General features: G+C 63.0%; 20 protein-coding genes. 12 read left to right on the top strand and 8 right to left on the bottom strand.

What is annotated here, in order from left to right; all coding sequences use genetic code 11:
* Positions 1-2: 2 nt before the first annotated feature.
* Together BVU17_01505 and BVU17_01500 are read right to left on the bottom strand one after the other, a co-directional pair.
* Positions 3-602 (bottom strand): hypothetical protein, encoded by a 600-nt coding sequence (locus tag BVU17_01505; protein AUG46257.1) that lies wholly within the window; start codon positions 600-602, stop codon positions 3-5.
* Positions 602-3,376 carry a hypothetical protein gene (locus tag BVU17_01500; protein ID AUG46256.1) on the bottom strand — a complete coding sequence of 925 codons (2,775 nt, stop codon included), beginning with the start codon at positions 3,374-3,376 and terminating at the stop codon, positions 602-604. The genes BVU17_01505 and BVU17_01500 overlap by 1 nt, the downstream gene beginning before the upstream one ends.
* Before the next feature lie 222 nt (positions 3,377-3,598).
* Between BVU17_01500 and BVU17_01495 the strand changes: the two genes are divergently transcribed.
* The 5 genes from BVU17_01495 (at position 3,599) to BVU17_01475 (ending at position 8,027) form a co-directional block, all read left to right on the top strand.
* Positions 3,599-4,927, top strand: a complete 1,329-nt coding sequence (locus BVU17_01495; protein ID AUG46255.1) for a hypothetical protein — start codon at positions 3,599-3,601, stop codon at positions 4,925-4,927.
* A gap of 70 nt (positions 4,928-4,997) precedes the next feature.
* The gene (locus tag BVU17_01490; protein ID AUG46254.1) at positions 4,998-5,273 is read left to right on the top strand and encodes a hypothetical protein; all 276 of its coding nucleotides are present in this window, start codon (positions 4,998-5,000) and stop codon (positions 5,271-5,273) included.
* A 95-nt stretch (positions 5,274-5,368) separates the two neighbouring features.
* Complete coding sequence (locus BVU17_01485; GenBank protein ID AUG46253.1) at positions 5,369-6,307, top strand: copper ABC transporter ATP-binding protein; 939 nt, start codon at positions 5,369-5,371, stop codon at positions 6,305-6,307.
* On the top strand, positions 6,304-7,308 hold the full coding sequence (locus BVU17_01480; protein AUG46252.1) for a copper ABC transporter permease: 1,005 nt from the start codon (positions 6,304-6,306) through the stop codon (positions 7,306-7,308). The genes BVU17_01485 and BVU17_01480 overlap by 4 nt, the downstream gene beginning before the upstream one ends.
* A 242-nt stretch (positions 7,309-7,550) precedes the next feature.
* A complete protein-coding gene (locus BVU17_01475) occupies positions 7,551-8,027 on the top strand; it encodes a hypothetical protein (protein AUG46251.1) in 477 nt (158 codons plus the stop codon).
* 76 nt (positions 8,028-8,103) lie between these two features.
* Here BVU17_01475 and ligA read toward each other — a convergent pair whose 3' ends face one another.
* The 4 genes from ligA to BVU17_01455 form a co-directional block, all read right to left on the bottom strand.
* Entirely contained in the window at positions 8,104-10,182 is a 2,079-nt protein-coding gene (gene ligA / locus BVU17_01470; GenBank protein ID AUG46250.1) for a DNA ligase (NAD(+)) LigA, read from the bottom strand.
* Positions 10,183-10,324: 142 nt separating this feature from the next.
* Positions 10,325-10,594: a hypothetical protein gene (locus BVU17_01465; GenBank protein ID AUG46249.1), complete on the bottom strand. Its 270-nt coding sequence runs from the start codon at positions 10,592-10,594 to the stop codon at positions 10,325-10,327.
* A gap of 187 nt (positions 10,595-10,781) precedes the next feature.
* Positions 10,782-11,885: a septum site-determining protein gene (locus BVU17_01460; protein AUG46248.1), complete on the bottom strand. Its 1,104-nt coding sequence runs from the start codon at positions 11,883-11,885 to the stop codon at positions 10,782-10,784.
* Positions 11,886-12,175: 290 nt separating this feature from the next.
* On the bottom strand, positions 12,176-12,649 hold the full coding sequence (locus BVU17_01455; protein ID AUG46247.1) for a hypothetical protein: 474 nt from the start codon (positions 12,647-12,649) through the stop codon (positions 12,176-12,178).
* 137 nt (positions 12,650-12,786) lie between these two features.
* On the opposite strand from BVU17_01455, the gene BVU17_01450 reads away from it, so the two are divergent.
* A complete protein-coding gene (locus tag BVU17_01450) occupies positions 12,787-13,413 on the top strand; it encodes a hypothetical protein (protein ID AUG46246.1) in 627 nt (208 codons plus the stop codon).
* Positions 13,414-13,446: 33 nt separating this feature from the next.
* The gene (locus tag BVU17_01445) at positions 13,447-15,192 is read left to right on the top strand and encodes an excinuclease ABC subunit C (GenBank protein AUG46245.1); all 1,746 of its coding nucleotides are present in this window, start codon (positions 13,447-13,449) and stop codon (positions 15,190-15,192) included.
* Positions 15,193-15,299: 107 nt separating this feature from the next.
* Here the strand turns inward: BVU17_01445 and BVU17_01440 are convergent, their stop codons facing one another.
* Positions 15,300-16,016: a fumarylacetoacetase gene (locus BVU17_01440; protein AUG46244.1), complete on the bottom strand. Its 717-nt coding sequence runs from the start codon at positions 16,014-16,016 to the stop codon at positions 15,300-15,302.
* 248 nt (positions 16,017-16,264) lie between these two features.
* Here BVU17_01440 and BVU17_01435 point away from each other — a divergent pair, with 248 nt between their 5' ends.
* From BVU17_01435 to BVU17_01415, 5 genes are all read left to right on the top strand, one after another.
* Positions 16,265-17,218, top strand: a complete 954-nt coding sequence (locus BVU17_01435; protein ID AUG46243.1) for a heat-shock protein HtpX — start codon at positions 16,265-16,267, stop codon at positions 17,216-17,218.
* Between the two features lie 1,266 nt (positions 17,219-18,484).
* Positions 18,485-19,930 carry an aldehyde dehydrogenase family protein gene (locus BVU17_01430; protein AUG46242.1) on the top strand — a complete coding sequence of 482 codons (1,446 nt, stop codon included), beginning with the start codon at positions 18,485-18,487 and terminating at the stop codon, positions 19,928-19,930.
* A 638-nt stretch (positions 19,931-20,568) separates the two neighbouring features.
* The gene (locus BVU17_01425) at positions 20,569-21,651 is read left to right on the top strand and encodes a glucose-fructose oxidoreductase (protein AUG46241.1); all 1,083 of its coding nucleotides are present in this window, start codon (positions 20,569-20,571) and stop codon (positions 21,649-21,651) included.
* A gap of 44 nt (positions 21,652-21,695) precedes the next feature.
* Positions 21,696-22,556 (top strand): MBL fold metallo-hydrolase, encoded by an 861-nt coding sequence (locus BVU17_01420; protein AUG46240.1) that lies wholly within the window; start codon positions 21,696-21,698, stop codon positions 22,554-22,556.
* Positions 22,557-22,657: 101 nt separating this feature from the next.
* Entirely contained in the window at positions 22,658-23,833 is a 1,176-nt protein-coding gene (locus tag BVU17_01415; protein AUG46239.1) for a mandelate racemase, read from the top strand.
* 34 nt (positions 23,834-23,867) lie between these two features.
* On the opposite strand, the gene BVU17_01410 is transcribed toward BVU17_01415, so the two are convergent.
* Positions 23,868-24,794 carry a nucleoside hydrolase gene (locus BVU17_01410; GenBank protein ID AUG46238.1) on the bottom strand — a complete coding sequence of 309 codons (927 nt, stop codon included), beginning with the start codon at positions 24,792-24,794 and terminating at the stop codon, positions 23,868-23,870.
* Between the last annotated feature and the right edge of the window lie 100 nt (positions 24,795-24,894).

The raw sequence follows: 24,894 nt of genomic DNA, 5'->3' as shown, positions 1-24,894 counted from the left end.
CGTCAGCGCTCACCTCCAGACACCTGCTCGATAGCGTCGACGGTCCGGCGGATGCGGCGGCGGCGCTCGCTCTCCGGGTCGAGCCACAGGCGGAGCCGGGCCAGCAGCGACTGCGGTTCGTCGGGAGCGAGCAGCGCCGCCACGACGGCGTCGTCGGTCCACGTCCCCGCACGGACTGCCTGATGGGCGGACGCCTGCGAGACGCCGGCTCCAATGGCATAGGCCGTCGTTGCTGCCGCGGTAAGTCGCTCGGTAACCGTGTCCATCGCCGCGTCGTCGCCAGCGACGGCGTCGTCGATAGCCGCGTCGATGTCAGCGGCGAACAGCCGGCTCTCCGTCGCTGTCACGTCTTCCGGTGGACTGTCGAGGGCCACGTCGAAGGTAGTCGGCGAGCTACCGCCGAGAAGCCCGCCGAGCCAGCCGGCGAGGACCGCACAGAGGCCCACAGTTAGACTTCCAGTGAGAAGGGCGGTCGTCGGGGCGACACTCCCGACCACGGCGACCAGCGACTCGCCGGCGGCCGTCGGCGCAAACAGAAGGGAGGCTGCGACAGCGGTCGCCAGCAGCCCCACAGTCCCGAAGACGACCGTTCGGAGGCGCATCAGGCCTGCCCCTCCGTTGCGTCGTCAGCGTCGTCGGTCGTACTGGACTGCTGTCCGGCAGCCGTCTCTATGGTCCGGATCGCGTCCTCGACGGCCGCGACGTGTTCCTGTGGGTCCCGCTGGCCGTACTCGACCGCCCGGAACGCATCCCGGACCGTCCGAACCGCAGCCGGCGGGAGACCGTCGCGTTCGATTGCGTGGGTCGCGATTTCACCGGGTGTCCGTGTCCAGTACCGCCGAAGGGAAACGTGGGTCAGGAAGCGCGTCCACGCTTCGCGGATGGTGACGCGAGCCGCAGGCGTTCCGTCGCCCTCGTTGGATGCAGTCGTGGAGACAACCGCCACCGCATCGCTGGCTGCGTCTTCGGCTGCTGAGAGTCGTTCAGAAATCCACGCTCGCAACGCGTCGAGCAGTGTCGCCGGCGACCGGTGGCCGGCGAGCAGGTCACGGAGCGCCGTGACAGTGAGTTCGAGTCGTGTTCGGAAACGGCCCAGTAAGTCATCGGCCACTACCGCAACGCCGACAAGCGCCCCGACAGCAAGTTCGCGTACGGCCCGTACCCAGTCCCAGAGCGTCCCCGGCGTGACGTTCCGCCGCCGAGCGCCGACGACCGTTCCGGCAACGAGGACACCGAGAGCGCCGACGACGCCCGCGGCGTTGACGAACAGACCACCAACGGTCGTCGTGGCCGTCTGTCCGTACTTCGAGACGGAAATTTCGGCGCTTGCCGCGACCGGCATCCCGACGGTTGCCCGACCGGCCGCACCGGTGCGTGCTGTCGGCTCCCCGCCGAGGGCAACTGTGGCGTTCGGGACCGGGTCCCCGCCCATCGTCGCGTTCACCGTCTGGCCAGCGACGGGCACGGCCAACGGGAGCGACGGCGACGTTGCTACGGAGAGCCGCTCAAGCACGACAGTTGTGTTACCGCTGACGGCGTCGCGCTCGACGGCAACGGAGACGTTGCCGGGTTCAGTCGGGAGCGTGACCGTTGCCCGCCCCTGCCGGTCCGTCGTTGCCACCTGCTCGCCACTGAGCAGGACATCCCCGTCCCGCACCGGCACGCCGTCGACGGTCGCAGTGACGGTCACCTCGCCGCCGGTGACCTGTTCGCCGGTGATACTCACCGACGCGGTCGTGTTCAGTTCGTAGCTCGCGTTTGTCGACTGCTGGGCCTGCGGGCCGGCCACGGCGAAGGCGCGAGCACTGTCACGCGGGACCGAGGGAGCGACAAGTGATTCCTCGTTGCTGGGTGCCTCAACGGAAATCGTCAGCTCGGCTTCGTAAGGGACGGTCCCGGAAACAGTGCCGTCCGGACCTGTCGTTCCGACCGGGTCACCGTTGAACGCGACCATCGCGCCCTCGACCGGGGCGCCGTCGCGTGTCACCGTCGCGGCCACCGCCGCGCCCGGCGTCGCCGTCCGATTGAGTTCGATGACGAACTCGCCGGACTGCGAGACAGTCTGTCCGTCGCCCGAGTCGCCGGTTTCGTCGCCGTCACGGGCCCCGTTTGCACCCGTCTCAGTGCCCTCGACTCCATCGCTCTCTGCCGCCTGTTCATCGCCAGTCGGGGCTTCGGTTTGCGTCTCGCCCGTCGGTGTTCCGACGGCGAACTCCTCGTCGGGACTTCCGGACTCCGATGCGCTGTAGGCCTGACTACTGTTTTGCATCGCCTGCTGTTCGGATTCCAGACGCTCCTGCCCCGGCGTCGGGTCAAACTTCACCCAGCCGACGCCCTCGAAGTACACCTCGACCCACGCGTGGGCGTTCATTCCGCGAACGGTGTACTGGTTCTGGCCGGTCCGCTCGCCAGTGGAGTAGCCGACGACGTAGCGCGCCGGGATGTCCTGACTCCGCAGCATCACCACCATCGACGTGGCGAAGTACTCGCAGTACCCCTCGTCCATCTGGAAGATGAACTCCGAGGCCACGTCGTCCTCGGGCGGCTGACTGACGTTTAGCGAGTAGTTCTTGTTCGCCTCCAGCCACTGCTCGATGGTCGCTGCCGTCTCGTAGGGCGAATCGCTGTCCTCGGTCAGTCGGTCAGTAAACGGCCCCACCTGTGCCGAGGTCGACGCCGGGACGCCCGTGTAGCGCGATTCGACGGTGTCGGGGTAATCCCGGCCGCTCGTACGAAGTACCGCTGGGTCGTCGGGAGCCGTTACGCTGGTCGCGCTATATGTCGTTCCGGCAGGAAGCGGTCGCTCGGACGTGACCGCGCCGTACTCGGTGACCATCACGTCGTCCCGAGACACTGATTTCGGCCGCCAGACGGTCGGCAGCGACGTGGCGGACTTGGCCAGTTGCACCTCGTAATCGACCGTCGAGTCGGCCATCCCGTCGACCGCCATCGGTCCCTGATAGGCCTGCGGGTCCGCACGCCCGTCCCAGCCCGTCCCGGTGTACGTCTCGTACGCGCCAGTCCGCCAGTACGCCGGTTCCGAACTCGTGACGGTGAAATGCGGGTCCGTGTTCTGTGACTGGTACGGACTGTCGCCGCCGCCAAGCGAGCCGCCAACACTGGTCTGGCTCCCCGGGTTCAGCGCGCCGAGCTGGCCGCCGCTGCCGCCGGCTGCGGTCCCGCCAGCCTCACCGAACGGATTCTCCTGGGGAAGCGGAATAAGAGACTCCAGCGGGCTCTGTGTCCCACCGGGTGCCAGAACCGGGAGCGTCGCCGTCGCCAGCACCACAGCGACGACACACACAGCAGTGAGGAGGACACGGAGGTAGTCCCGGTCTGCCGATACGTCGTCGAACGGCGAGTCGTCGGAGCCCACGTCGGATTATCGTATCGTCCCGGCGCTGTCGGCATAAATCTGCTGTCAGCGGCGGGGCGGGTGCGGCCTGGCGTCTTGTTCTGTCGTCTGGACGCTACGTCGACAATAAATAGCTCACCAATCAGCGGTAGCTGTGCCGGACAGTTCAGGTATTGACCGGTACGTATGATTCAGACCGCTATTATAAGCGGTTATTGCGAGCGGCCGGGCAGCCGTACGTGGATGACAACTGACACAAACGGCGGTGGGACTGGGTCACAGCAGTCGGGCTGGCAGGCGACACGTCGGTCCGTGCTGTCGAGTATCGGTGCTGCAGCCGGTATCGGACTGTTCAGCGGAGCCGGACGGGCACAGGCGGGCGCTGGGCTGGCGGGAGTAGGAGCGGCCTATCTCGTCACGACCGGAGCAGGCCAGTCGAACGGGAACGGCAATGGGACAGAGTATCTGGTGCTTGACGGCAGCGGCGGTGTCGCGTTCTCGACCGGCGGGACTGCCGATGAAGCGTTCCAGTATGCCTTCGACAACGTGCCTGACAGCGGCGGGGCCGTTATGGCTAGCGCCGACAGCTTCCGCTTTGGCGGCCCGGCAACGATGGGCGACAACACCGCATTGATCGGACAGCAGGGAACCCGTTTCGTTGTCTCGCAGACGGGCACAGCTGAGGACCCCGCGCCGTCTGAATCCCAGTCGAACCCGCTACCGGCCGGCCACGACCTCATCCGCGTGCGCGGTGATAACACTGCCATCACCGACATCGAGTTCGACGCCGACGGGACGCAACTGAATAATCAGGCGATTCAGGCCGATCAGTGCGACGGCGTCTATATCGCTCGCAACCGGACGGTGAGCGGTTTCCAGATGGCCCTGTCGTTCACGCGGTGTACTGGTGTGACGGTTGAACACAACGAGGTTGTCGATCCGAACTGGTACGGTATCACCAGCCGGGCCGCACCGACCGGCAGCGCCCGGGACCTCCGGCAGTCAAGCGACGTTGTCGTCGCCGGTAACCGCGTCGTTGGCGTGAAATTCAACAACATCGCCCCGTACAATGTGGCGAACTTCGCCGTCATCGGGAACGTCGCCGTCGACGGCGGCCACAGCCTCATCGCGTGTTCGCCGGCCCAGCACGGAACCATCGTCGGGAATGTCTGTCGAGACCTGACCGAGTTTGCACCCGACCCCGGCGGCGAGGCGGGCATCGAGATCGAGTACAAGGAGACGCATCTCCGGGACGAGGTAGCCGGGACCCCCGAAGCCCGATCGTCGGATATCACCATCACGGGCAATCAGGTCGACAACTGTCCGGTCGGCATCCTTGCTCGCACGGTTCCAGCGGATGCGGACAACACCGACGCACGAACTGCGAAGCGCCCGTACAGTTTCACCATCACGGGCAACACAGTCAGCGACGCCTCGGCGGCCGGCATCCGACTCCGGTCTGGCGACGCGGGTGTGGTCGCGACGAACACGGTTCGCAACGCCGGGACCGCAATCGACATCGACGAGACGTACACCGCGGGCATCGAGCAGGGACTGAACGTGACCCGCTGACGGCAGTTCGAGATTGCGATGTGAGAGGGGGTTGTAAGATATAAACCGCCGGCACGCAAACGACACGGCAATGACCGACGACGAGGAGACGGTCCAGTGCTGGCTGGTCGAACGCTCCAGTTACGGCGATGAGCGCATGGTGACACTCATCTACGCGCCCCCGGACGGCGACCGCCACCTGACCAAGCAGCTCTCGCCGAACCTGCTCAGGCGCAAGCGGATCACGGCGGCCATCGACGTCGAACCCGACCGACTCGAACCCGTCACCGACGAGGAGACACAGGAGCGCTACGCCACGGAGGCCCAGCGGATGGCCGAGCGCCACGACCCCGACGCCGAAGTGTAAGCGAGCGTTTCGACAGCTACGGCCCGTCTATCGAGTTTTTTGATTGATATTTGGAACACGAAAGACTATACACGCGGCCGTCACAAACCGGCCGTATGGCAGCGATAGAACTGGATGGCGTCACCAAGCAGTTCGGGAGTCTCACCGCGCTGCAAGGGGTCGACCTCACCGTCGAGGAGGGCGAAATCTTCGGCTTCCTCGGCCCGAACGGGGCCGGGAAGTCGACGACGATCAACATCCTCCTTGATTTCGTCCGCGCGACCGACGGGTCGGCGACGGTGCTCGGCCACGACATCCACGAAGAACCGAAGCGAATCCGTGCCCGCACTGGAGTCCTCCCCGAAGGCTACGACGTGTACGACCGGCTCACCGGTCGGCAACACCTCTCCTTTGTCATCGAATCGAAAGATGCCGACGAAGACGCCGATGCACTGGCCGAACGGGTCGGCATCGCCGACGCCCTCGACCGCAAGGCCGGCGGCTACTCCAAGGGGATGCAACAGCGCCTCGTGCTGGCGATGGCGCTCGTCGGCAAGCCCGACCTCCTCATCCTCGATGAGCCGACGACCGGACTAGACCCGAACGGAGCACGGCTAATGCGTGAAATCATCCGCGAGGAGAACGAGCGCGGCGCGACTGTCTTCTTCTCCAGTCACATCCTCGGTCAGGTTGAGGCCGTCTGTGACACGGTCGGTATTCTCCAGAACGGCCGCCTCATCGCGAAAGACAGCGTTTCCGGGCTTCGCGAGGCCGCTGCCGGAGATACCGTCCTCCGCGTGACACTGGCTGACGGCGACGGCACCGACGCCGCGGTCACGGCTATCGAGGGCCTTGACGAGGTGTCGACGGTAACCGCGGACGGAACGACGCTCACTGTCGGCTGTGACAGCGACGCGAAGATGGCCGTTCTTAACGCTGTCGAGGAAAGCGGGAGCGAGGTCGCCAACTTCGAGACCGAGGAGGCCTCGCTCGATGAGGTGTTCGCCGCCTACACCGAGCAGCAAGACCAAGATCGCGCGGAGGCCGACGCATGAGTGCCGAGCAGAACCCCGTCAAGCGCTTCCTCGGAGACATCGATACGAGCATCAAGAACTCCGAGTTCGCCGACTGGTACCCCATCTCGAAAAAGGAGTTCCGGGACACGGTCCGCTCGCCGTGGATCTGGGTGCTCTCGCTCATCTTCATCGTGCTGTTCGCCCTGCCGGCGGTGCTGGGCCTGTATTTCAACATCGGCCAGCAGTTCGCCGAAGCCGGGGCGTCGCTGACGACAGACGCGTACGTCCGCTTTGCGCTGCCGATTGCGGCACCGCTGCTCCCCGCTGTGGCAATCGTCATCGGCTACGCGGCGATTGCCCGCGAGAGCGAGCGCGGCTCTCTGAAGATACTGCTGTCGCTCCCGTACACGCGCGGCGAACTGCTCGCCGGCAAGTTCGTCGGCCGGAGCGCCATCACGCTCATCCCGGTGACGGTCGGGTTCCTGACGACCCTGCTCGTGTTGCTCCCGTCGGAAATCGAAATCGCGTGGGAATCGTTCCTGCTGTTCGCGCTCGCCACGATGACATACGGCGTTGTGTTCACGGCGTTCGCTATCGGCCTCTCGGCGGCGCTAAAGACCGCTCGCCGGGCGATGGCGGCATCGCTCGGAATCTACGTGTACCTGCAGGTGTTCTGGTCGAACCTCGGAGCCGGCCTCGGGAACCTGCTGTCGGACCACGCGAACATCGACCAAGTGACCCAGCTACACGTCGAGCTGTTCGTTTCGCTGCTGAGCCCCATTGCGGCGTACCGCACGCTCGTCAAAGAGGTACTACAGGGCTCGCCGATCCGCTCGCGGCTCCTTCTGACGTCGAACCCGCAGGTGACGTGTGAGGAAATGCTGGGTGGAACGCTCGAAGTGACACAGGCCGGTGCCGAGTGTGCCAACGCCGCCTTACCGCCCCAGTACAGCACTGTCGCGGTTATCGGCTATCTCCTGCTGTGGCTGGTCGTCCCGCTGGTCGCCGGCTACTACGTCTTCGAGAACAAGGACCTCTGAACGGCCAGTAACACAACAGTATTATTCGAAAAAGGTGACATACTACTGTGCCTCCAGAGTGGACCTGTAATCACTGCGATTTCGCGGCCGTGGCAGGGACACGCCGGGACCTGGTCCGTCGGATTCGAAGCCACCAGCGCCAAGCGGGCGGCAGCCTTCTCTTGCATGAGACACCAGATAGCGATCAGGCACAGGATGCGTGTGTTCGGCATCTTAGTGTGAACGGGTCCGCTAACACAGGCGTGCTTATTGTTACGAAGTCACCGGCGCTGAAACTCAAGGCGTGGCGTCACAATGTTGGGGACTGGCCACAGCGACTCGAAATCCTCACACCCAACATGACAGCGCAGCTTCCAGCAGAAGACGTCGTCAGCGATGGGGATTTTATCGACGGGCCGTTGGGAGTCACAGAACTCACGTCGGCCGACCTGAACGGGCTTGCGAAAGAGATTGACGACATACTAACTGACCTCGATAAATCAGTTGACAATCTCACCATTTGTATAGATAATATGACAGAGCTCATCAATTCGTTCGGGACGCAGCCGGTGTTCAAGTTCACGCATGCGCTGAACGGTCGGTTCAGAAGTCTCGGGGCGTACGCACACTGGCACTACAAACCGGACACGCAAATCGAATCATCGAATCACCTCTTCAGGCAACTGTTCCAGCTACTGCACGAGACGCGGTCGGAAAAGAGTCACTTCGAAGTGCTCTAGACAAGGTCCAGCAGCATTCGATACCACAACCAGCGTCCACACCACAGAGGGCCGGTCTGCAGTTCAACCGCCACCCTCACAACACGCTGGTCTCGGCCAACAGCTCCTCGAATTCGGCTTCGCTGAGTGTTGCTACATCGTGTTCGGCCGCATCATCCTGTTTTCGCTGGCCGGGATTGTCACCGAGCACCAGATAGTCAGTGTTGCCGGAGACGCTGGTCGTCGCCGACCCGCCGTTGCGTTCGACCAGTTCCTGTGCGTCGCTGCGGGTGTAGCCGTCGAGTGTGCCAGTGAAAACGAACGTCTGGCCGTCCAGAGCGTCGCCGCCCGTCTCCTCGGCGGCCTGCGGGTCGACGTGGTCGAGCAAGCGGTCGATGACGGCACGGTTGCCCGCGCCCTCGAAGAACTCCACGATGGAGCGGGCAACTGTCGGTCCCACGTCTGGCACGGCCTCGAAGGCGTCGGTGTCGCCCTCGTCGGCGGCCTCCAGTATCGCCTCGAAGGTGCCGAACTCCCGGGCGAGGTTCCGGGCCGTGACCGATCCCACCTCGGGGATGCCCAGGGCGACGAGGAAGTCCGCGAGCGGCGGCTCACGGGCGGCGTCCATCTTGTCGACGAGGTTCGTCGCGCTCGTCTCGCCCCACCCCTCCAAATCGGTGAGATCCTCGACAGTGAGTTCGTAGAGGTCCGCCGGGTCGGAGACGAGGCCAGCGTCGAGGAGTTGCTGGACGGCCTTCTCGCCCAGGCCCTCGATGTCCAGCGCATCGCGGCTGGCGTAGTGCTCGACGCTGCGCTCGCGCTGGGCGGGACAGGTGAGGCCGCCGGTACAGAACGCCATCGGGCCGTCGCGCTCGACCGGGCTGTCACAGGCCGGGCAGGTCTCTGGGAACTCGAAGTGGCCGTCGCCGTCGTCGTCGAGCACTTCGACGACATCCGGGATGACGTCGCCGGCCCGCTTGATGCGGACGCGGTCACCCACGTCGACGCCGAGGTCGGCGACGAGCGAGGGGTTGTGCAGCGACGCCCGCGAGACGGTGACGCCGCCGACTTCGACGGGGTCCATGAGCGCGACGGGGGTGAGCCGCCCGGTCCGGCCGACCTGGACGACGATGTCCCGGACGGTGGTCTCCTCCTTGCGGGCCGGGAACTTGTAGGCGAACGCCCAGCGCGGGGCGCGGGAGGTCGACCCGAGTTCGTCGCAGGCGGCGATGTCATCGACCTTGATAACGACGCCGTCGATTTCGTAGTCGAGGTCGTCGCGGGCGTCGAGTTGCGCGTCGCGGTAGTCGATAGCGGCGTCGATGTCCCCGACGACGCCCGTCCGGTCACAGACCCGCAGCCCCCACTCGGGGAACCGCTCGTGCATCTCGCTGTGGCTCTCGAAGTCGACGGAGGCATCGAGGACGCCGAAGAAGAACACCGACAGCGGGCGCTCGGCGGTCACCGACGGGTCGAGCTGGCGGAGCGTCCCGGCGGCGGCGTTGCGCGGGTTGGCGAAGGGGTCCTCCCCGCGCTCGACGCGCTCGCGGTTGAACGCCGTGAAGGCGTCCCGCGGGATGTACACCTCGCCGCGGACGGCCAGATACTCGGGGCAGTCGCCGCGCAGGCGCTGGGGGACGGCGGCGATGGTGCGGACGTTCTCGGTCACGTCCTCGCCGACCTCGCCGTCGCCGCGGGTGGCGGCCCGCTGGTAGACGCCGCCCTCGTAGACGACCTCAACGGAGAGGCCGTCGAACTTCGGCTCGCAGAAATACTGCACCTCATCGGTGTCGAGTCCGTCTCGAACCCGCTCGTCGAACTCCCGCACGTCCGCTTCGTCGCCACCCTGATCGATAGAGCCCATCCGAGCGACGTGTTCGACGTCGGGGAGTTCGTCCAGCGGCTCGCCGCCGACGCGCTGGGTCGGACTGCCGTCGGTGTCGAGGTCGAACACCGATTCGAGCGACTGGAGCCGGGTAAACAGCGCGTCGTAGGCCCGGTCGCCGATGACCGGGTCGTTTTGCACGTAGTACCGGTAGTCGTGATAGCGAATGGCCTCGCGCAACTGGGCGGCTTGCTCGCGAGCGGTCTCGGCGTCCACGTCCTCGACGGACTCGAACTCGGTCCGCGGATCGGAGATGTAGGGGTTCCCGGCGACATCCTCGGCAGTGGTCATGCTGACCCAGAGTTACGTCTCGTATACAAAAACGGCTCTGCTCCGCCCCTCAGGTCGGGAGAACAACAGACGAAAGCTGTGAGTGAGTTTCCGACGGCTACTGTCCGATATGACGAGATAGAGATAGTGCAGAAACGTCCGCCTATCGGCCGATACTGGAACTGGGGGCCTTGATGACGAGTTCCCCGTCGCTTCGGACAGTGACCGAGTGGTCGGCATATTCAAACGAGATACTGACAGGTGTCGAACGGTTCGAGGAGTCGATGAGCGAGTCGAGCGCTTCGGGGTCGACAGTCTCGTACAGCGGTGCGAAATCAGTCTGTTCCCGCCCGGTGATAGCGGAGATGTACTCGGTCACGGCCGCACTCGGTCGGGTCTCGCTCCAGTCGAGCTGTTTTCTGGTCACGTTCATCGGTGTTGCGGTATCGCTGTCCGTACTCTGTCTGTTACTTTTACTCATGCGGTTTGTCTATCTGCATCAAAGTAGCAAGCAGTAATATAGTCTTCCCAGCATTATCAAACTGTGAAAACGCCAAGTGGTAGCAGCAGCGGTCTCCAGATCGAGCCATAGCTTCGGTCTTCGTCGGTTTTCACCGGTGTTACAGATCGGCGACGTCTTCGATTGCGTCGGTTAGTTCCCTGATACTCTCGACGGTGTGTTCGCCCATGTGTCCGATGCGGAAACTCTCCTCGCTGATGTCGCCGTAGCCGCTGGAGAACACCATGTCATACTCCTCGGAGACGGCCTCGACCGTCTCGGCGACGTTGATGTCCTGCGTGTTTTCGATGCAGGTCACCGTCTGGGACTCGTAGCCCTCCTCGGGATAGAGGTCGAAGTGCTCGCGGGCCCACTCGCGGGTGTACTCGGCCATCTCCTGGTGGCGCTGGTCGCGGGCGTCGTGGCCCTCGTCGAGCATGTGTTTCATCTGCTTGCGGTAGGCGAGCATGAGCGGAATCGCCGGCGTCGAGTGGGTCTGGCCCTTCCGGTCGTAGTAGTCCAGACAGCGCTGGAAGCCGCCGTACCACGACGCCGACTCCTTCTCCAGTTCCCGCTCGTAGGCGTCGTCGCTGACCGCACAGACGGCGAGGCCGGGCGGCATGGCGAAGGCCTTCTGCGTGGACGTGAAGATGGCGTCGATGCCGTGGGCCTCGATGTCGATCTGGTCGCCGCCGAGACAGGAGATGGCGTCGACGACGAAGTAGGTGTCCGGGTACTCCGCGACCACGTCGCCGATCTCCTCAATAGGGTTGCGGACGCCGGTCGAGGTCTCGTTCATCACGGCCCCGACGGCGTCGTAGTCGCCGGATTCCAGTGCGTCGCGGACGTCTTCGGGCTTGACCGCCGTGCCCCAGTCGTACTCAATGCGGTCGACCTCCTTGCCGAGGCGTTCGGCGACGTTGGCCTGGCGCTCGCTGAACGCGCCGGAGGTCGGCACGAGCATGCTGTCCTCGACTAGGTTGAGCGTCGTCGACTCCCAGAACTCCGTGCCCGACGCCGTGAGCACGATGACGTCGTTGTCGGTACCGAGGAACTCCTTGGTGTCCTCGACGATGGTGGTGTAGAGATCGGTCATCCGGTCCATCCGGTGGCCGAACATCGGCTCGGCCATCGCCTCGATGACGTCCTCGCGCACCTCTGTCGGCCCCGGAAGATACAGCGTCTTGTCCTGATACTCGTCTTTGTATTCGCGTTTTTCGGTCACAGAACCACCTGTAGTAGGTACACTCTCGAATCCGGGAGGCATGGTAGTTTTGATACCAAGCGAATCAGCGAGCGTCCTGAACGGGTAGACCGCTCACGGGGAAAATACGCACAGATCAATTGTCCTCGCCACGAAGTATTTATCAGTTGGACAATCAGGTTCGAACATGGGCCGCCACACCCCGCTCACAGACGTCCAGCGAGCGGCTATCGCCGATAGAGCGGTTGCGCAAGTCGCCGACACGCTGGCCGAGATGCACGCCGACTCGCAACCGAGCCAGCGTAAACCGCTCAGCGACGACGATACCAGCGGATACCGTACATGACCAGCCCGGCGTAAATCGCCGGACCGACCAGAACTGTCGCGCTGGTCGCCACCGCTCCGCTGAACAGATATCCGAGGAACACGTCGATGAACACCAGCAGGAAGGGAGCGAGCGCAAGTGCCTTCCCGCCGATTCTGAGCGCCGCGTCGAACGTCGGCTGTGTCGCAGCAATCGCTCCGACGCCGGCGACGACAAGGAGATACAGCGCAGCGCCCGGGGGCGAGACGAGTGGGAGCGTGAACAGGGCGATACCGGCGAGGACAACACCAACGATTGTCGGCCCGTTGTCGCTCTGGGTGAGCGCGTTCTGGATCCCGTCGAGATCACCGGCATTGAGTGCCGCTTCAAGATCAGACGTGGTCTGGCTGCCGTCGGCATCAAGGACCGTTGTCCCGGTTCCGGCGTCGACCGGGCTCTCGAAGTCCCGGCCGCAGTGCATACACCACGTCGCGGTCGCACTGACTTTCTCCGAGCAGTGAGGGCAGCGGGGATCGGCGGTCATACTGTCATGTTCGAGGGGGCACAGTTAGCGGTTACGGGGGGAGAATATACACGTCTCCACAGTAAACGGGAAGTATGGATTGGGTCGCACGGGCCGAGAGCCTCCTGTACGACGGCGAGGCAATCGAAGCGGACGTTCGGCTGGACCGTGGTGGCGTCGTCGTGACGAGTCACCGCGTCCTCGTGTTCACGCCGGACCGCGAGGGACCGAACTACCGGCAGGTCGACCGCCCTAACGTCGAGGGCGTCGACGCTACCACGAGCGGCGACTGGTCGTTCCTCGAACTCGGCGTGAAAGCGCTGGTGGTCGGTATCGTGCTGGTAGCTGCCGGGATGACCGTCAGTCTCGATAGCCTCGTCGGCAACGTCTCACTGGACAGCGGCGGTGCTGCGAGTGCCGTCGGCATCGGTGGGATGCTCGGGATGCTCCAGACGATGCTGACGCTGATGGCGCAACTTGACGACCTAATGCGACTGTTTGGCGGCCTTGCGCTGGCCTTTGCCGCCGTTGTTCTCGGAGTCTATCTCTGGAGTCGCGACCGGTTGCTCGTCGTGCGTGTCGCCGGTGACGACGACATCGAACTGGCCGCACCAGACGACGAGAGCGTCGTCGAGCGGATCGAAGCCGCCATCGTTCCCGAGACGCCCACTTCAGATGCCGAAGAGACGGCACAGCCGCCGTCCGACGACCCGCTCCCGTGACGTTCAACCCCGCCGAGCACCAACTCTGAGCTAATGGACGCCGACGAGGTCCGAGAACGCGCGGGGTCGTTGCCACGGGAGCCCGGCGTGTACCTGTTTGAACAGGGCCGGGACGACACGCGCCGGGTCCTCTACGTCGGGAAAGCCGTCGACCTGTGCGACCGCGTGCGCTCTTACGCAGATCCGCGGAGCGAGCGCATCGCCAAGATGGTCGAACGGGCCGAGACCATCGACTTCGCCGTCACCGACACCGAGACACAGGCACTGTTGCTGGAAGCGAACCTCATCAAGCGCCACCGACCGCCCTACAACGTCCGGCTGAAAGACGACAAGTCCTACCCGCTGGTCCAGTTGACAGACCACGCCGTCCCCCGCATCGAGGTGACCCGTGACCCCGAGGACGGCGCGACCATCTACGGGCCGTTCACCGACAAGGGGCGGGTTGAGACGGTGGTGAAGGCCTTGCGGGAGACGTACGGACTGCGGGGCTGTTCCGACCACAAGTACAGCAACCGGGACCGGCCCTGTCTGGACTACGAGATGGGCATCTGTACCGCGCCCTGCACCGGCGAGATCAGCGAGACCGAATACGCCGAGGACGTCGAAGCCGTCACCCGATATTTCGAAGGCGAGACCGGCGTGCTCGCGGACCCGCTGCGCCGCGAGATGGAGACCGCCGCACAGAACCAAGAGTTCGAACGCGCAGCGAACCTCCGGGACAAGCTCGGGGCCGTCGAGGCGCTCCACGGCGAGGGCGACACCGCCGTCAGCGACTCCGGGGGGTCCCAGACGACGGACGTGCTCGGGGCCGCCATCGAGGGCGAGCGCGCCATCGTCGCCCGGCTCCACGCCGAGGGCGGCAAGCTCGTCGAACGGGACCGCCACACGCTCGAAGCGCCAGACGGCGAGGGAACCGCCGGCGTGTACCAGGCGTTCATCCCGCAGTACTACGCCGAACGCGACCTCCCGGATCGGATTCTCTGTGCCGAGTCCCCCGCCGACCCGGACATCGAGGCGTGGCTGGAAAGCGAGGGCGTCACGCTCGGGGTGCCCGGGGCCGGTCGGGAGGCGACGCTGGTCGACCTCGCACTGAAGAACGCCCGTCAGCGCGGCGGGACCGACGACGAGAGCGGCCGTCTGGCCGACGCGCTGGGTATCGACCACCCGAGCCGCATCGAGGGGTTCGATGTGAGCCACGCCCAGGGCCGGTCGGCCGTCGGCTCGAACGTCACCTTCGTCGACGGCTCCCCGGCAAAGAGCGACTACCGCCGGAAGAAGCTCACCGAGCGAAACGACGACTACGCGAACATGCGCGAACTCGTTCGCTGGCGGGCGCTACGCGCCGTCGAAGGCCGGGACGACCGGCCGGACCCGGACCTGCTGCTCATCGACGGCGGCGACGGCCAGCTCGGGGCGGCCCGCGACGCGCTGGCCGAGACCGGCTGGGACGTGCCGGCCGTCGCACTCGCAAAAGACGAGGAGATGGTCATCACGCCCGACCGCGTGTACGACTGGGACGACGACGCCCCGCAACTCCACCTGCTTCAGCGGGTTCGTGACGAAGCACACCGCTTTGCCGTGCAGTACCACCAGACGCTGCGGGACGACGTGTCGACGACGCTGGACGAGGTGCCCGGAATCGGCCCCGAGACGCGGAAGCGACTGCTCCGACGCTTCGGCAGCGTGGACAACGTCAGGACGGCCTCCGACGAGGAACTGACGGCCATCGACGGTATCGGCGAGCAAACCGCGGAAACGATTCGGACTCGGCTACAGTGATTTTGTATAGCGGATAGTAGTTTATTCCAGTCAACTACTAAGCCCACCATTCTGCACGTAGACGACCTCAAAAGCCGTTTTGCTGCGTTTTTAGTGCTCAGTCGACGCTACGGCTCAACAACCGAGTTCCGGAGCGTGCCGACGCCGTCGTAGGTTATTTCGATTGTGTCGCCGGGCGCGACAGTCCCCGGGTTGGCCGGGCTACCGAAGGCGATGACGTCGCCGGGGCGGAACGTGAACCGCTCCGAGAGGTACGCGACAACTTCGTGGGGCCCGAACAGCATCTCGCGGGTGTTGGCGGACTGGCGGCGCTCATCGTTGATGTCCGTGTACATATCGGTGCTGGTGGGATCAACGTCAGTCTCGATCCACGGCCCCAGCGGCCCAGAACCATCGAAGGCTTTTCGCGCGGTTCGACCCTGCTGGTCCAGCGCATCGACATCGTTCAGGACCGTGTATCCCCTGACCGCGTCGGGAACGTCAGCGGGATCGATATCGTGACACCGCTTGTCTATGACTGCGGCCAGCTCGCCTGCGTAGGTGAGTTCATCGGTGAACGGCGGGTAAGGAATGTCCTGCTCATGGGCGAGTAGCGCCGCCGGCGGCTTGATGAAGAAGTCCGGTTCCTCGGGGCGGTCGTAATCCATCTGGTCGTTCGTAGCGGCGTAGTTCCGACCGACGCAGTACAGCGCGGTCGGTTCACACGGCGGGAGCAGCCGCCCGTCGCGGCCAACCACGTACTGCCCATCGTCAGCGTGGATGACGCCGTCGACGTATTCGCCGGTAACCGGTCCACGGTCCGTCAGAAGTCGTGCGATTCGCATACTGAGTCGTCTGTGTGGCGGTGAAAAAGGCGTGTCGGCTACAGTGTGCACCAGTCGACAGCTATCGTCGGTCACGGCCGAAATGCTTTTTTGCCGCCGTTTCAGCCGAGAGGCGACCCGTTTTTGGAACTATAATAAATCTAATATCGCTATATCAAATATCTCGGGAACGTGGCACCGAAGTGTGTAGGCGTAGCCGGCAGTCACCCACCAAAGCGGTTTTTTCGCACAACGGCGTACCGCCATACATGGCTGTGACCCGACGGCTACTCGTGGGCATCGTCGGGCTGGTGTCGCTGCTGGTCTATCTCATGGCTGCATACGTGGGGTACGTGCTGCTGTTGCCAGTGTGGAACAGCCGCCCGTCACCACTGTTGGCCGCGCTGGTCATTCTCGGGACCGCGATCGTTCTCGGCATCTTGAACTACTGGGCTGCAACAGCGCAACTCAAGCGGTCCCTCGATGCAGTCGAACTCTCGCGGACGCGTGCACCGGAACTCCACCGCCGTCTTGACGGGCTTGTCGATCAGATGGATGTCGACACACCGACGCTGCTACTGGCGGAGCTACCAGTCCCGAACGCGTTTGCCATCGGTGGCGGAGCCGGAGCTATCGTCCTCGACAGACGGCTGTTCCAGCTGTTGTCCCCAGCAGAATTCGAGGCTCTTCTGGGGCATGAACTCGCGCATCTGGAGACCCGTGATGCACTCGTTCAGACCGTCGCGTACAGCCTCGTCCAGACGCTTGTCGGACTCGTCGGCCTCGTGTTATTTCCCATCGTGGTGCTGGTCGGTGGTGTCGCCCGGTCGCTCGCACTGGTGCGTGGCGACCCGTCGTCGTGGTCGCGCTCCTGGCTTGGGCGGACACAGCGGTACTCGCTGCAGGTCGTTGCCGGTCTCGGATTCGCCGTGACACTGCTGATACTCAGCTACTCCAGACGTCGTGAGTTGGCAGCCGACGACCGCGCGGTCGAGGTTACGGGGAATCCCGTTGGGCTCGCCCGGGCCCTCGTGAAAATCGAACAGGCGTCGAAGCCGGATCCGGGACTCCTGCGACAACTATACGTTCACGGCGAAACGGACAGCAATCTGTCACGCCTCCTGTCGACGCATCCGCCGATGGACGAGCGAATACAGCGGCTACAGGAGCGGGTGCAGGGTAATTCTATGAGAGCACGCGAACTATCGAACGACCGTCGGTAGCTGCGCTGTTGATCGACGCCCGAAGATGCCATATATTCGAACCAGCTTTTTCAGCTATATACGGGTGCATTCAGCAAACATATTGGGGAGATATGAGGAAAGTAGCGGGCATTTTCGTGGCAGATGCTGCTCGCGGTATGTCATTTCGGCAAGGCTGTCTAACCGACGAGGTCTCGTTTGGTGCGCAACATGAACACGCAGACTGTGGAGTTTATCGCGACGCTGGACCGGACATGAGGTAAATCATGGTATGTGTTGCTTCCGGAAGGAGTACACCCTGAAGAGAGTCTCCATATATCCATTGAGGGCGACATAGGAGTCCTAGAAATCGCTATATTTGCACGGAGCGTCTGTCAATGTATGCAAGCCAGCATCCCGAAGCGAGCCACCGATACAGCAAAGAACCACACATACGGATGCCCGCTGTGTAATTGTGGTGCAGACAGTGAAAATGATATTTACTGCCATCTGCTGGTCTCACACCGAAAGAGTGCACTTGCTGGTGCACTTCTCGAAGGCGTTGACGGTGACGGATAAATCCGTGTTTAATTTCGATACGGGCGAGAGTGTCTTCGAGTAGTACCAAATTGTAGGCTTTTAGAAAGCTATCACAAAATTTGTGCTCGTATTCGGCCACTTATTATCTTGTTTCTGTGATCGAATAGTGAAATAGTGCCGCTGGCAGAATAGCCGCAACTGATTCAAGAGAGAGTTGGGTCGTCGTAAGTGCAGTAACTGCAATCTTTTGATCTGCGCTGTTTACGTCAATAAACCAGTCAACACTATATTAAACAACAGGTGGTCATACCGGGACCGCTGGTCCAGCAGTAGCGACTGTCGACAGCGTGCCCGATAACATACATACACGTGTTATACTATGGAGTACATTTATATACTAGAATATCGCCCATCATGGATCGGTCATAGTGACGACACCAGAGCGCAGATAACACAGGAACAGAGATACGTGCAGAGAGTAGGATTTCCAACAACACAAGCATCGCAACGCAGCCACGCCTCGCGATGTGACACATCTGGCAACACACAGAGTTCGTGTTGTCTTGTTGTTTGACAGCGGTAGCTATTTTACCGGCTTCAATTGGGATTCTGCAGTCGGTCATCGAAACTCTGATTCTGGAAACGCTGATTACGGTGACTACGACGCTTGTTGTTCAGCGTTGTCGCCGTCGTTCCACACCGTCGAACGTCGCGACACAGCGAAGGATGGGAAACGCGTAAGTATTGGGAATGAGATGATTCAAACGTATGACGCAGACGTATGAGAACTATATCGGCGGTGAGTGGACCGGAACCGGGGAGACACAGGACGTCACGAATCCAGCAGACGAAACGGACATCGTCAGCACGGTTCCGGTGGGCTCGGCGGCAGACGCCGACGAGGCAGTCGCGGCCGCAGCGGGTGCGACGGATGAGTGGGCCGGGATGTCTGGTCCGGAGCGCGGTGCGATCCTGCGTGAGACCGGTGAAATCCTGAAATCCCGGAAAGACAAGCTGGCGGAGACACTGACCCGCGAAGAGGGAAAGCCGCTCGGCGAGGCCGAGGGCGAGGTTCAGCGTGCGATTGATATCTTCTATTACTACGCGGAGAAGGCCCGCGACTTCGGCGGAACCGTCAAACAGCCCAGCGGCGGCCGTGCCGGCCTACAGACGAAAAAAGAGCCGATGGGCGTCGCAGCGCTCATTACGCCGTGGAACTATCCCATCGCGATCCCGGCCTGGAAGATTGCGCCGGCACTCGCGGTCGGCAACACCGTTGTCATCAAGCCCGCGATGCAGGCACCGACCGTCGGCGCGATGATTGTCGAGGCGCTGGACGAGGCCGGGATTCCGGACGGCGCTATCAACCTGGTCTGTGGCCCCGGTAGCGAGGTCGGTGAGCGGCTGACCACCCACGACGACGTTGACGTGGTCTCGTTCACCGGCAGTGCCTCGGTCGGCGAGCACGTCTACGAACAGGCAACGAGCAACGGGAAGCGTGCGCAGGCAGAGATGGGCGGGAAGAACCCGACGGTCGTCATGCCGAGCGCCGACGTGGACAAGGCGGCTGACATCGTGGGTGCCGGGGCCTTCGGCGGAACGGGTCAGGCCTGTACGGCGACCTCCCGAGCTATCGTCCACGAGGACGTGTACGACGAGTTCCTGGACGCCGTCGTCGACTACGCCGAGTCCCTCGAAGTCGGAAACGGCCTCGACCGGGCCGGCATGGGCCCACACGTCAGTGAAGACGAACTCGCGGGGAGTCTGGAGTACGTCGACATCGCACAGTCGGAGGGGGCAACCCTCGAAACGGGCGGCGAGGAACTCACCGGCGGCGAGTACGACGCCGGGAACTTCATCTCGCCGGCGGTGTTCGCCGATGTCGAGTCGGATATGCGCATTGCACAGGAAGAGGTGTTCGGACCGGTGCTCGCTGTTATTCCCGTCTCCGACTTCGACGAGGGTGTCGAAGTTGCCAACGACATCGACTACGGGCTCTCGGCCAGCATTGTCACCGACCGAATCGAGGAGGAAAACGAGTTCATCGAACGCTCCGAGTCCGGCGTGGTCAAGGTCAACGAGAAGACGACCGGCCTAGAACTGCACGTTCCCTTCGGCGGCCTCAAGCGCTCCTCGACGAACACCTACCGCGAGCAGGGCGACGCGGGACTGGAGTTCTTCAGCTACATCAAGACGGTGTACCGCAACAGCTAACCGAGGCGGCCACCGTCGTTGTCTGCGGAGTGTGAGCTCTGTTACAGAACGGTTATTTCGTACTGGTTTTTAGACCCTGTTGCTTTTGTCAACCGCAAGAGTGAGCGTGCAAAGTCATGGTCGTGGCCCGACCGACGATTGTGGAACAGCCCCAACATCGGACTGTCTATCCCGTACAGACGGCCCACTCTCGGGATGCGCGCCCCGGCGTCCGGTTGGACACAACACCGCGGTATCGTCAGTCACTGCAAACCGTGGCCACAACGATCAGGATAGCGTTTCAAGCCAGCCAACTGTCGACCGAACCCTATCACTCCGTGATGACCGACCATTCAGTATGACGGAACGCTTTCCGTAACGGTTGTACTGCCGTTATTCTCGATACTGAACCCGAGAGCACGGACGAGAAAAGGCCATAGACGGGCCGTAAAACAGCATTTGCCATTCGGAGCAGCGACTGACGGCTGTGGAATACTACCGGTTAGACTGTTGTTTTGTTCTGCAATATCGAACAATTATCTCATTTGCAGGGATTTGTTTACTTAATGTATGAACTGTCATTCGATACACTGGGACAGCATGGGCTGACACGGGATGCCAACACAAAAAATAATATCCAGCCAAGAGACGGCACCCGTATGAACGTTGACGCGCTCACGGGAGGGTTCGACCGTCGAGACTGGCAGGAACAGACAGAAACTGACGACCCCGTTCGGTTTGCGATGATCGGCGTCGGCTGGTGGACGACCGAACAGGCGATGCCCGCCGTCGACGCGGGAGATCTCTGTGAAACAACGGTACTGGTCAGCAGTGACCGCGAAAAGGCAGCCGATGTAGCCGCTGATTCGGAGACGGTCGAACACGCGATCACCTACGAAGAGTTCCACGACGGAGTCGCGAGTGACGCATACGACGCCGTCTACATCGTTACCCCGAACGCGCTCCACCTCCCGTACGTCGAGACGGCAGCAGAACTGGATAAGGCGATCCTCTGTGAGAAACCGATGGAGGCCACCATCGAGCGTGCCGAGCGAATGGTCGACGTCTGTGACGAACACGACGCGACGCTGATGATCGCCTACCGGATGCACACCGAGCCAGCCGTCCGGCGAGCGAAGGATCTCATCGACGAGGGATACATCGGCGAACCGCTGTTCGTCCACGGCAACATGACCGAGCCGATCCTCGAACTCGTCCCCGACCCCGACCAGTGGCGGCTGGACGGGGAGCTGTCCGGCGGCTGTGCCGTCATGGATATCGGCATCTATCCGCTGAACACGAGCCGATTCCTGCTGGATGCCGACCCCGTGGCCGTCCGGGGAACCGTCGCATCGGTGCAGGAGGAGTTCGCCGACGTGCCGGACGAGCACGGCGCGTTCCAGCTAGATTTCCCCGGCCACGTGTACGCAGTGTGTACTGCCAGCCAGAACGCACATCTCGATAGCCACATCTCCGTACTCGGAACTGAAGGCAAGGTCCGCGTCGAACCGGCCTTCTACCCATGGGACGACCGTGCGCTCCAGTTGTCTCACGAGGGGACGACTGTCGACATCGGCTTCGAACAGATCGACCAGATGGAAGAGGAGTTCGAGTACTTCGCCCACTGTCTACTGACCGACACCGAACCCTACGCCGACGGAGAGCACGGCCTCGTCGACATCAACACTATCAAAGCCGTCTACGAGGCCTCCGAGACAGAGTCGACGGTCACGCTCGATTGAACGCGGTGCGAGATTTTTTGACCCGGCCAGGCATAGTTCGGCACATGGTTCAGTCAACGTGGGACGACTGGTTCGTCCGCGACGAGATTGAAGCGACAGACCCCGGCGACGGTGTCGTGGTCTGGTATCTCGGCTGTAACGGTTTCGTGCTCCGCTCGCAGTCGACGACGCTGTACATCGACCCTTACTTCGGGACTGGCGACCCACCGAACCTCATCCGCATGATTCCGGTACCGATGGATCCCGCCGATGCGACCGAGTGTGATGCCACACTCGTCACGCACGAACATATCGACCACATGCATCCGCCGTCGTACGGCCCGCTGGTCGAGGACCTCGACGCGGACCTGTATGCACCGTCGGCATCGTATGACTCCCCGGACTACGACGGTGAGATGCGGGTGCCTGACGGGCAGCGCAACGAAATCGCCGTCGGTGATGAGTTCGTTGTCGGTGATTTCACCATCCACGTTACCGGGACGAACGACCCTGACGCCATCGAACCGGTGGGGTACGTCATCGAGCACGACGCTGGGACGTTCTTCCACGCCGGCGACAGCCGGCCCGCAGAGGGGTTTACCGGCGTTGGCGAACGGTTCGACATCGACGTGGGCGCGCTGGCGTTTGGAACCGTCGGCTCTATCTACGAGCCTGAACCGGACAGCGGTGTCAGAACGAAGTGGTACATGGACGAAAACGAGATCATCGAGGCCGCGAACCAGCTGCAGCTATCCCGGTTGCTTCCCGCGCATCACGATATGTGGCAGGGCGAGGCCGGCGACCCGAAAGTGCTTCACGAGCACGCGGTGTCGTTCGACTACCCCCGGGTCATCGAACCGCTGTACATCGGCTGTTCGGTGCGGCTGGGTGAGCCCGGGATTCGTCGCCTCGACGCGCTGGACTGAATGAGACAGGCGGTCCAGTCGCTGCTGTGGCAGCCGCTCAAGCAGAGACAGCGTTTTGTCACGGGGTAGCTTTAATACCCCCACCACAGTATGTCCGGCAAATGTCGCCAACGATAACGAAAATCGAAAGCCGAGAGTTCGAGTACCCCCTCGAAGATGTGGGGACCGACAAGCACGGCTTCAATCTGGTCTATGCGCCGGGCGAGACAACCACGCGGAAACTATTCGGCGTACAGGTTCATACTGAGGAGGGAATCACGGGCGAGTACGTCGGCGGCAATTCGCCGGCAGCCGCCCAGTACAACATCATCGCACAGTACCTCATCGGTAAAGACCCGCTGAAACGCGAGAAGCACTGGTCCGAATGCAAGCGCGCACTCCGGAAATACGACCGGATGGGCATCGGCCCAATCGACATCGCGCTGTGGGACTTCGCCGGCAAGTACTACGACGCGCCGATTCACGAACTGCTCGGAACCTACCGCGAGCGCATCCCCGCCTACGCCTCCACGTATCACGGCGACGACGCCGGCGGACTGGACTCGCCCGAGGCCTTCGCCGACTTCGCCGAAGACTGTCGCGACGAGGGCTTTGGCGGCTTCAAGATTCACGGCTGGGGCGGCGGCGACGACGCCCGGAGTCTCGACCGCGAGGTCGAGGCGGTCCACGCTGTCGGCGACGCGGTCGGCGACGAGATGGACCTGATGCACGACCCGGCCTGCGAACTGGAGACGTTCGCCGACGCACTGGAACTTGGCCGGGCGCTCGATGAGCAGGACTTCTTCTGGTACGAGGACCCGTTCCGCGACGGCGGTATCTCACAGCACGCACACAAGAAGCTGGCACAGAAACTCGATACGCCGATTCTCCAGACCGAACACATCCGCGGACTGGAGATCAAATCCGACTTCGCCGCCAGCGAGGCGACCGACTTCCTCCGGGCCGACCCCGAGTACGATGCGGGTATCACCGGCGCGATTAAGGTGGCCCGGATGGCCGAAGCGTTCGGGCTGGACGTGGAGTTCCACGCGCCCGGTCCGGCACAGCGTCACTGCATCGCCGCCTGCCGGAACTCGAACTACTACGAAATGGCGCTTGTCCACCCGGACTGCCAGAACACCCAGCCGCCGGTGTACGAGGGGGGCTACTCCGACCTGATGGATGCGGTCGACGACGACGGGACGGTCAGTGTTCCTGACGGCCCCGGCCTCGGCGTGGAGTACGACTGGGACTACATCGCGGACAACACTACCGGAAGCGTCCACGTCTACGAATAGCGCCGCAAGCAGCCGTCACAGGCTAAGGGGTGAATCAGTCCGCTGCGTACGCTCTGACGCCAGTTTCGAGAACCTCACGGTAGCGGTCCACGTCGATGTCGACGGCTACCTCGCTGTTTGGCTCATTGTCGGTCGTGCCGTACTCGTCGCAGATGACTGCCCCGTGGCAGGGGCCGCCGGTCGTGTCCACGTCGAGGTAGTACTCCTCGAAAGTGAGCACCGACTCGTCGATGATGTCAGCGACGACAGCGGCGTCGTGGATGGCCGGCGCGTCGGCCAGCGGGTAGGTTCCGGAGTCGGGCCGGTAGTCGAGCCACTCGGCGACGGTCCCCCGGATGCCACCGGCCGTGCGGAACTCCTCGATGAACTCGGGAGCGACGGTAGCGCGGTTAGTCACGTCTAGCCCGACCATCCGGGTAGTGGCGTCTTGCAGGACGCGACTGGCTGCCGCGGGGTCGTTGTGGAAGTTGGCCTCGGCCATCGGTGTCACGTTTCCGGTCGTCATCGCCGCCCCGCCCATGAGATAGATATCCTCGACGAGGTCGGGTAACCGGGGTTCCTTTGCCAGTGCCATTGCCAGGTTCGGAAGCGGACCGACGGCTGCAATCGTCAGTTCGTCTCCGTACTCGCGGGCGGCTTCGACGATTGCGTCGGCCCCGTGGATATCACGTGTGTCGCCCTCACTGTCGGGGATATCGCCGTGGAGTCCGTTCTCGCCGTGAATCCACTCGGCAGTCGTGAGGTCGTCGACGAGTGGGCGACCACAGCCCCGAGACACCGGAACATCGTAGCCACCGAGACCCAGTATCGCGTGTGCGTTTCGCGTCGTGTTCTCGATAGTCGTGTTTCCGCAAACAGTCGAGAGACCGACCACATCAATTGCCTCGTGACCGAGCGCCATTGCCAGCATGACCGCGTCGTCGCAGCCGGGGTCCGTATCGAAGAAGACTTTCCGTGACATACCTTCGGAGTTCCGCCCACCGGGTCTTAAAAGCTGGTACGTCCCGGAGTTGACACGGAAGCGCCGCTGTGGACAGACTGCAAGTGTTCTGTGGGTTATC

Origin of the sequence: Haloarcula taiwanensis (assembly GCA_002844335.1) — an archaeon.
Classification (GTDB): Archaea; Halobacteriota; Halobacteria; order Halobacteriales; family Haloarculaceae; genus Haloarcula; species Haloarcula taiwanensis.
Note: the sequence above shows the minus strand (reverse complement) of the source record. Positions and strands in the feature narration are given on the sequence as shown.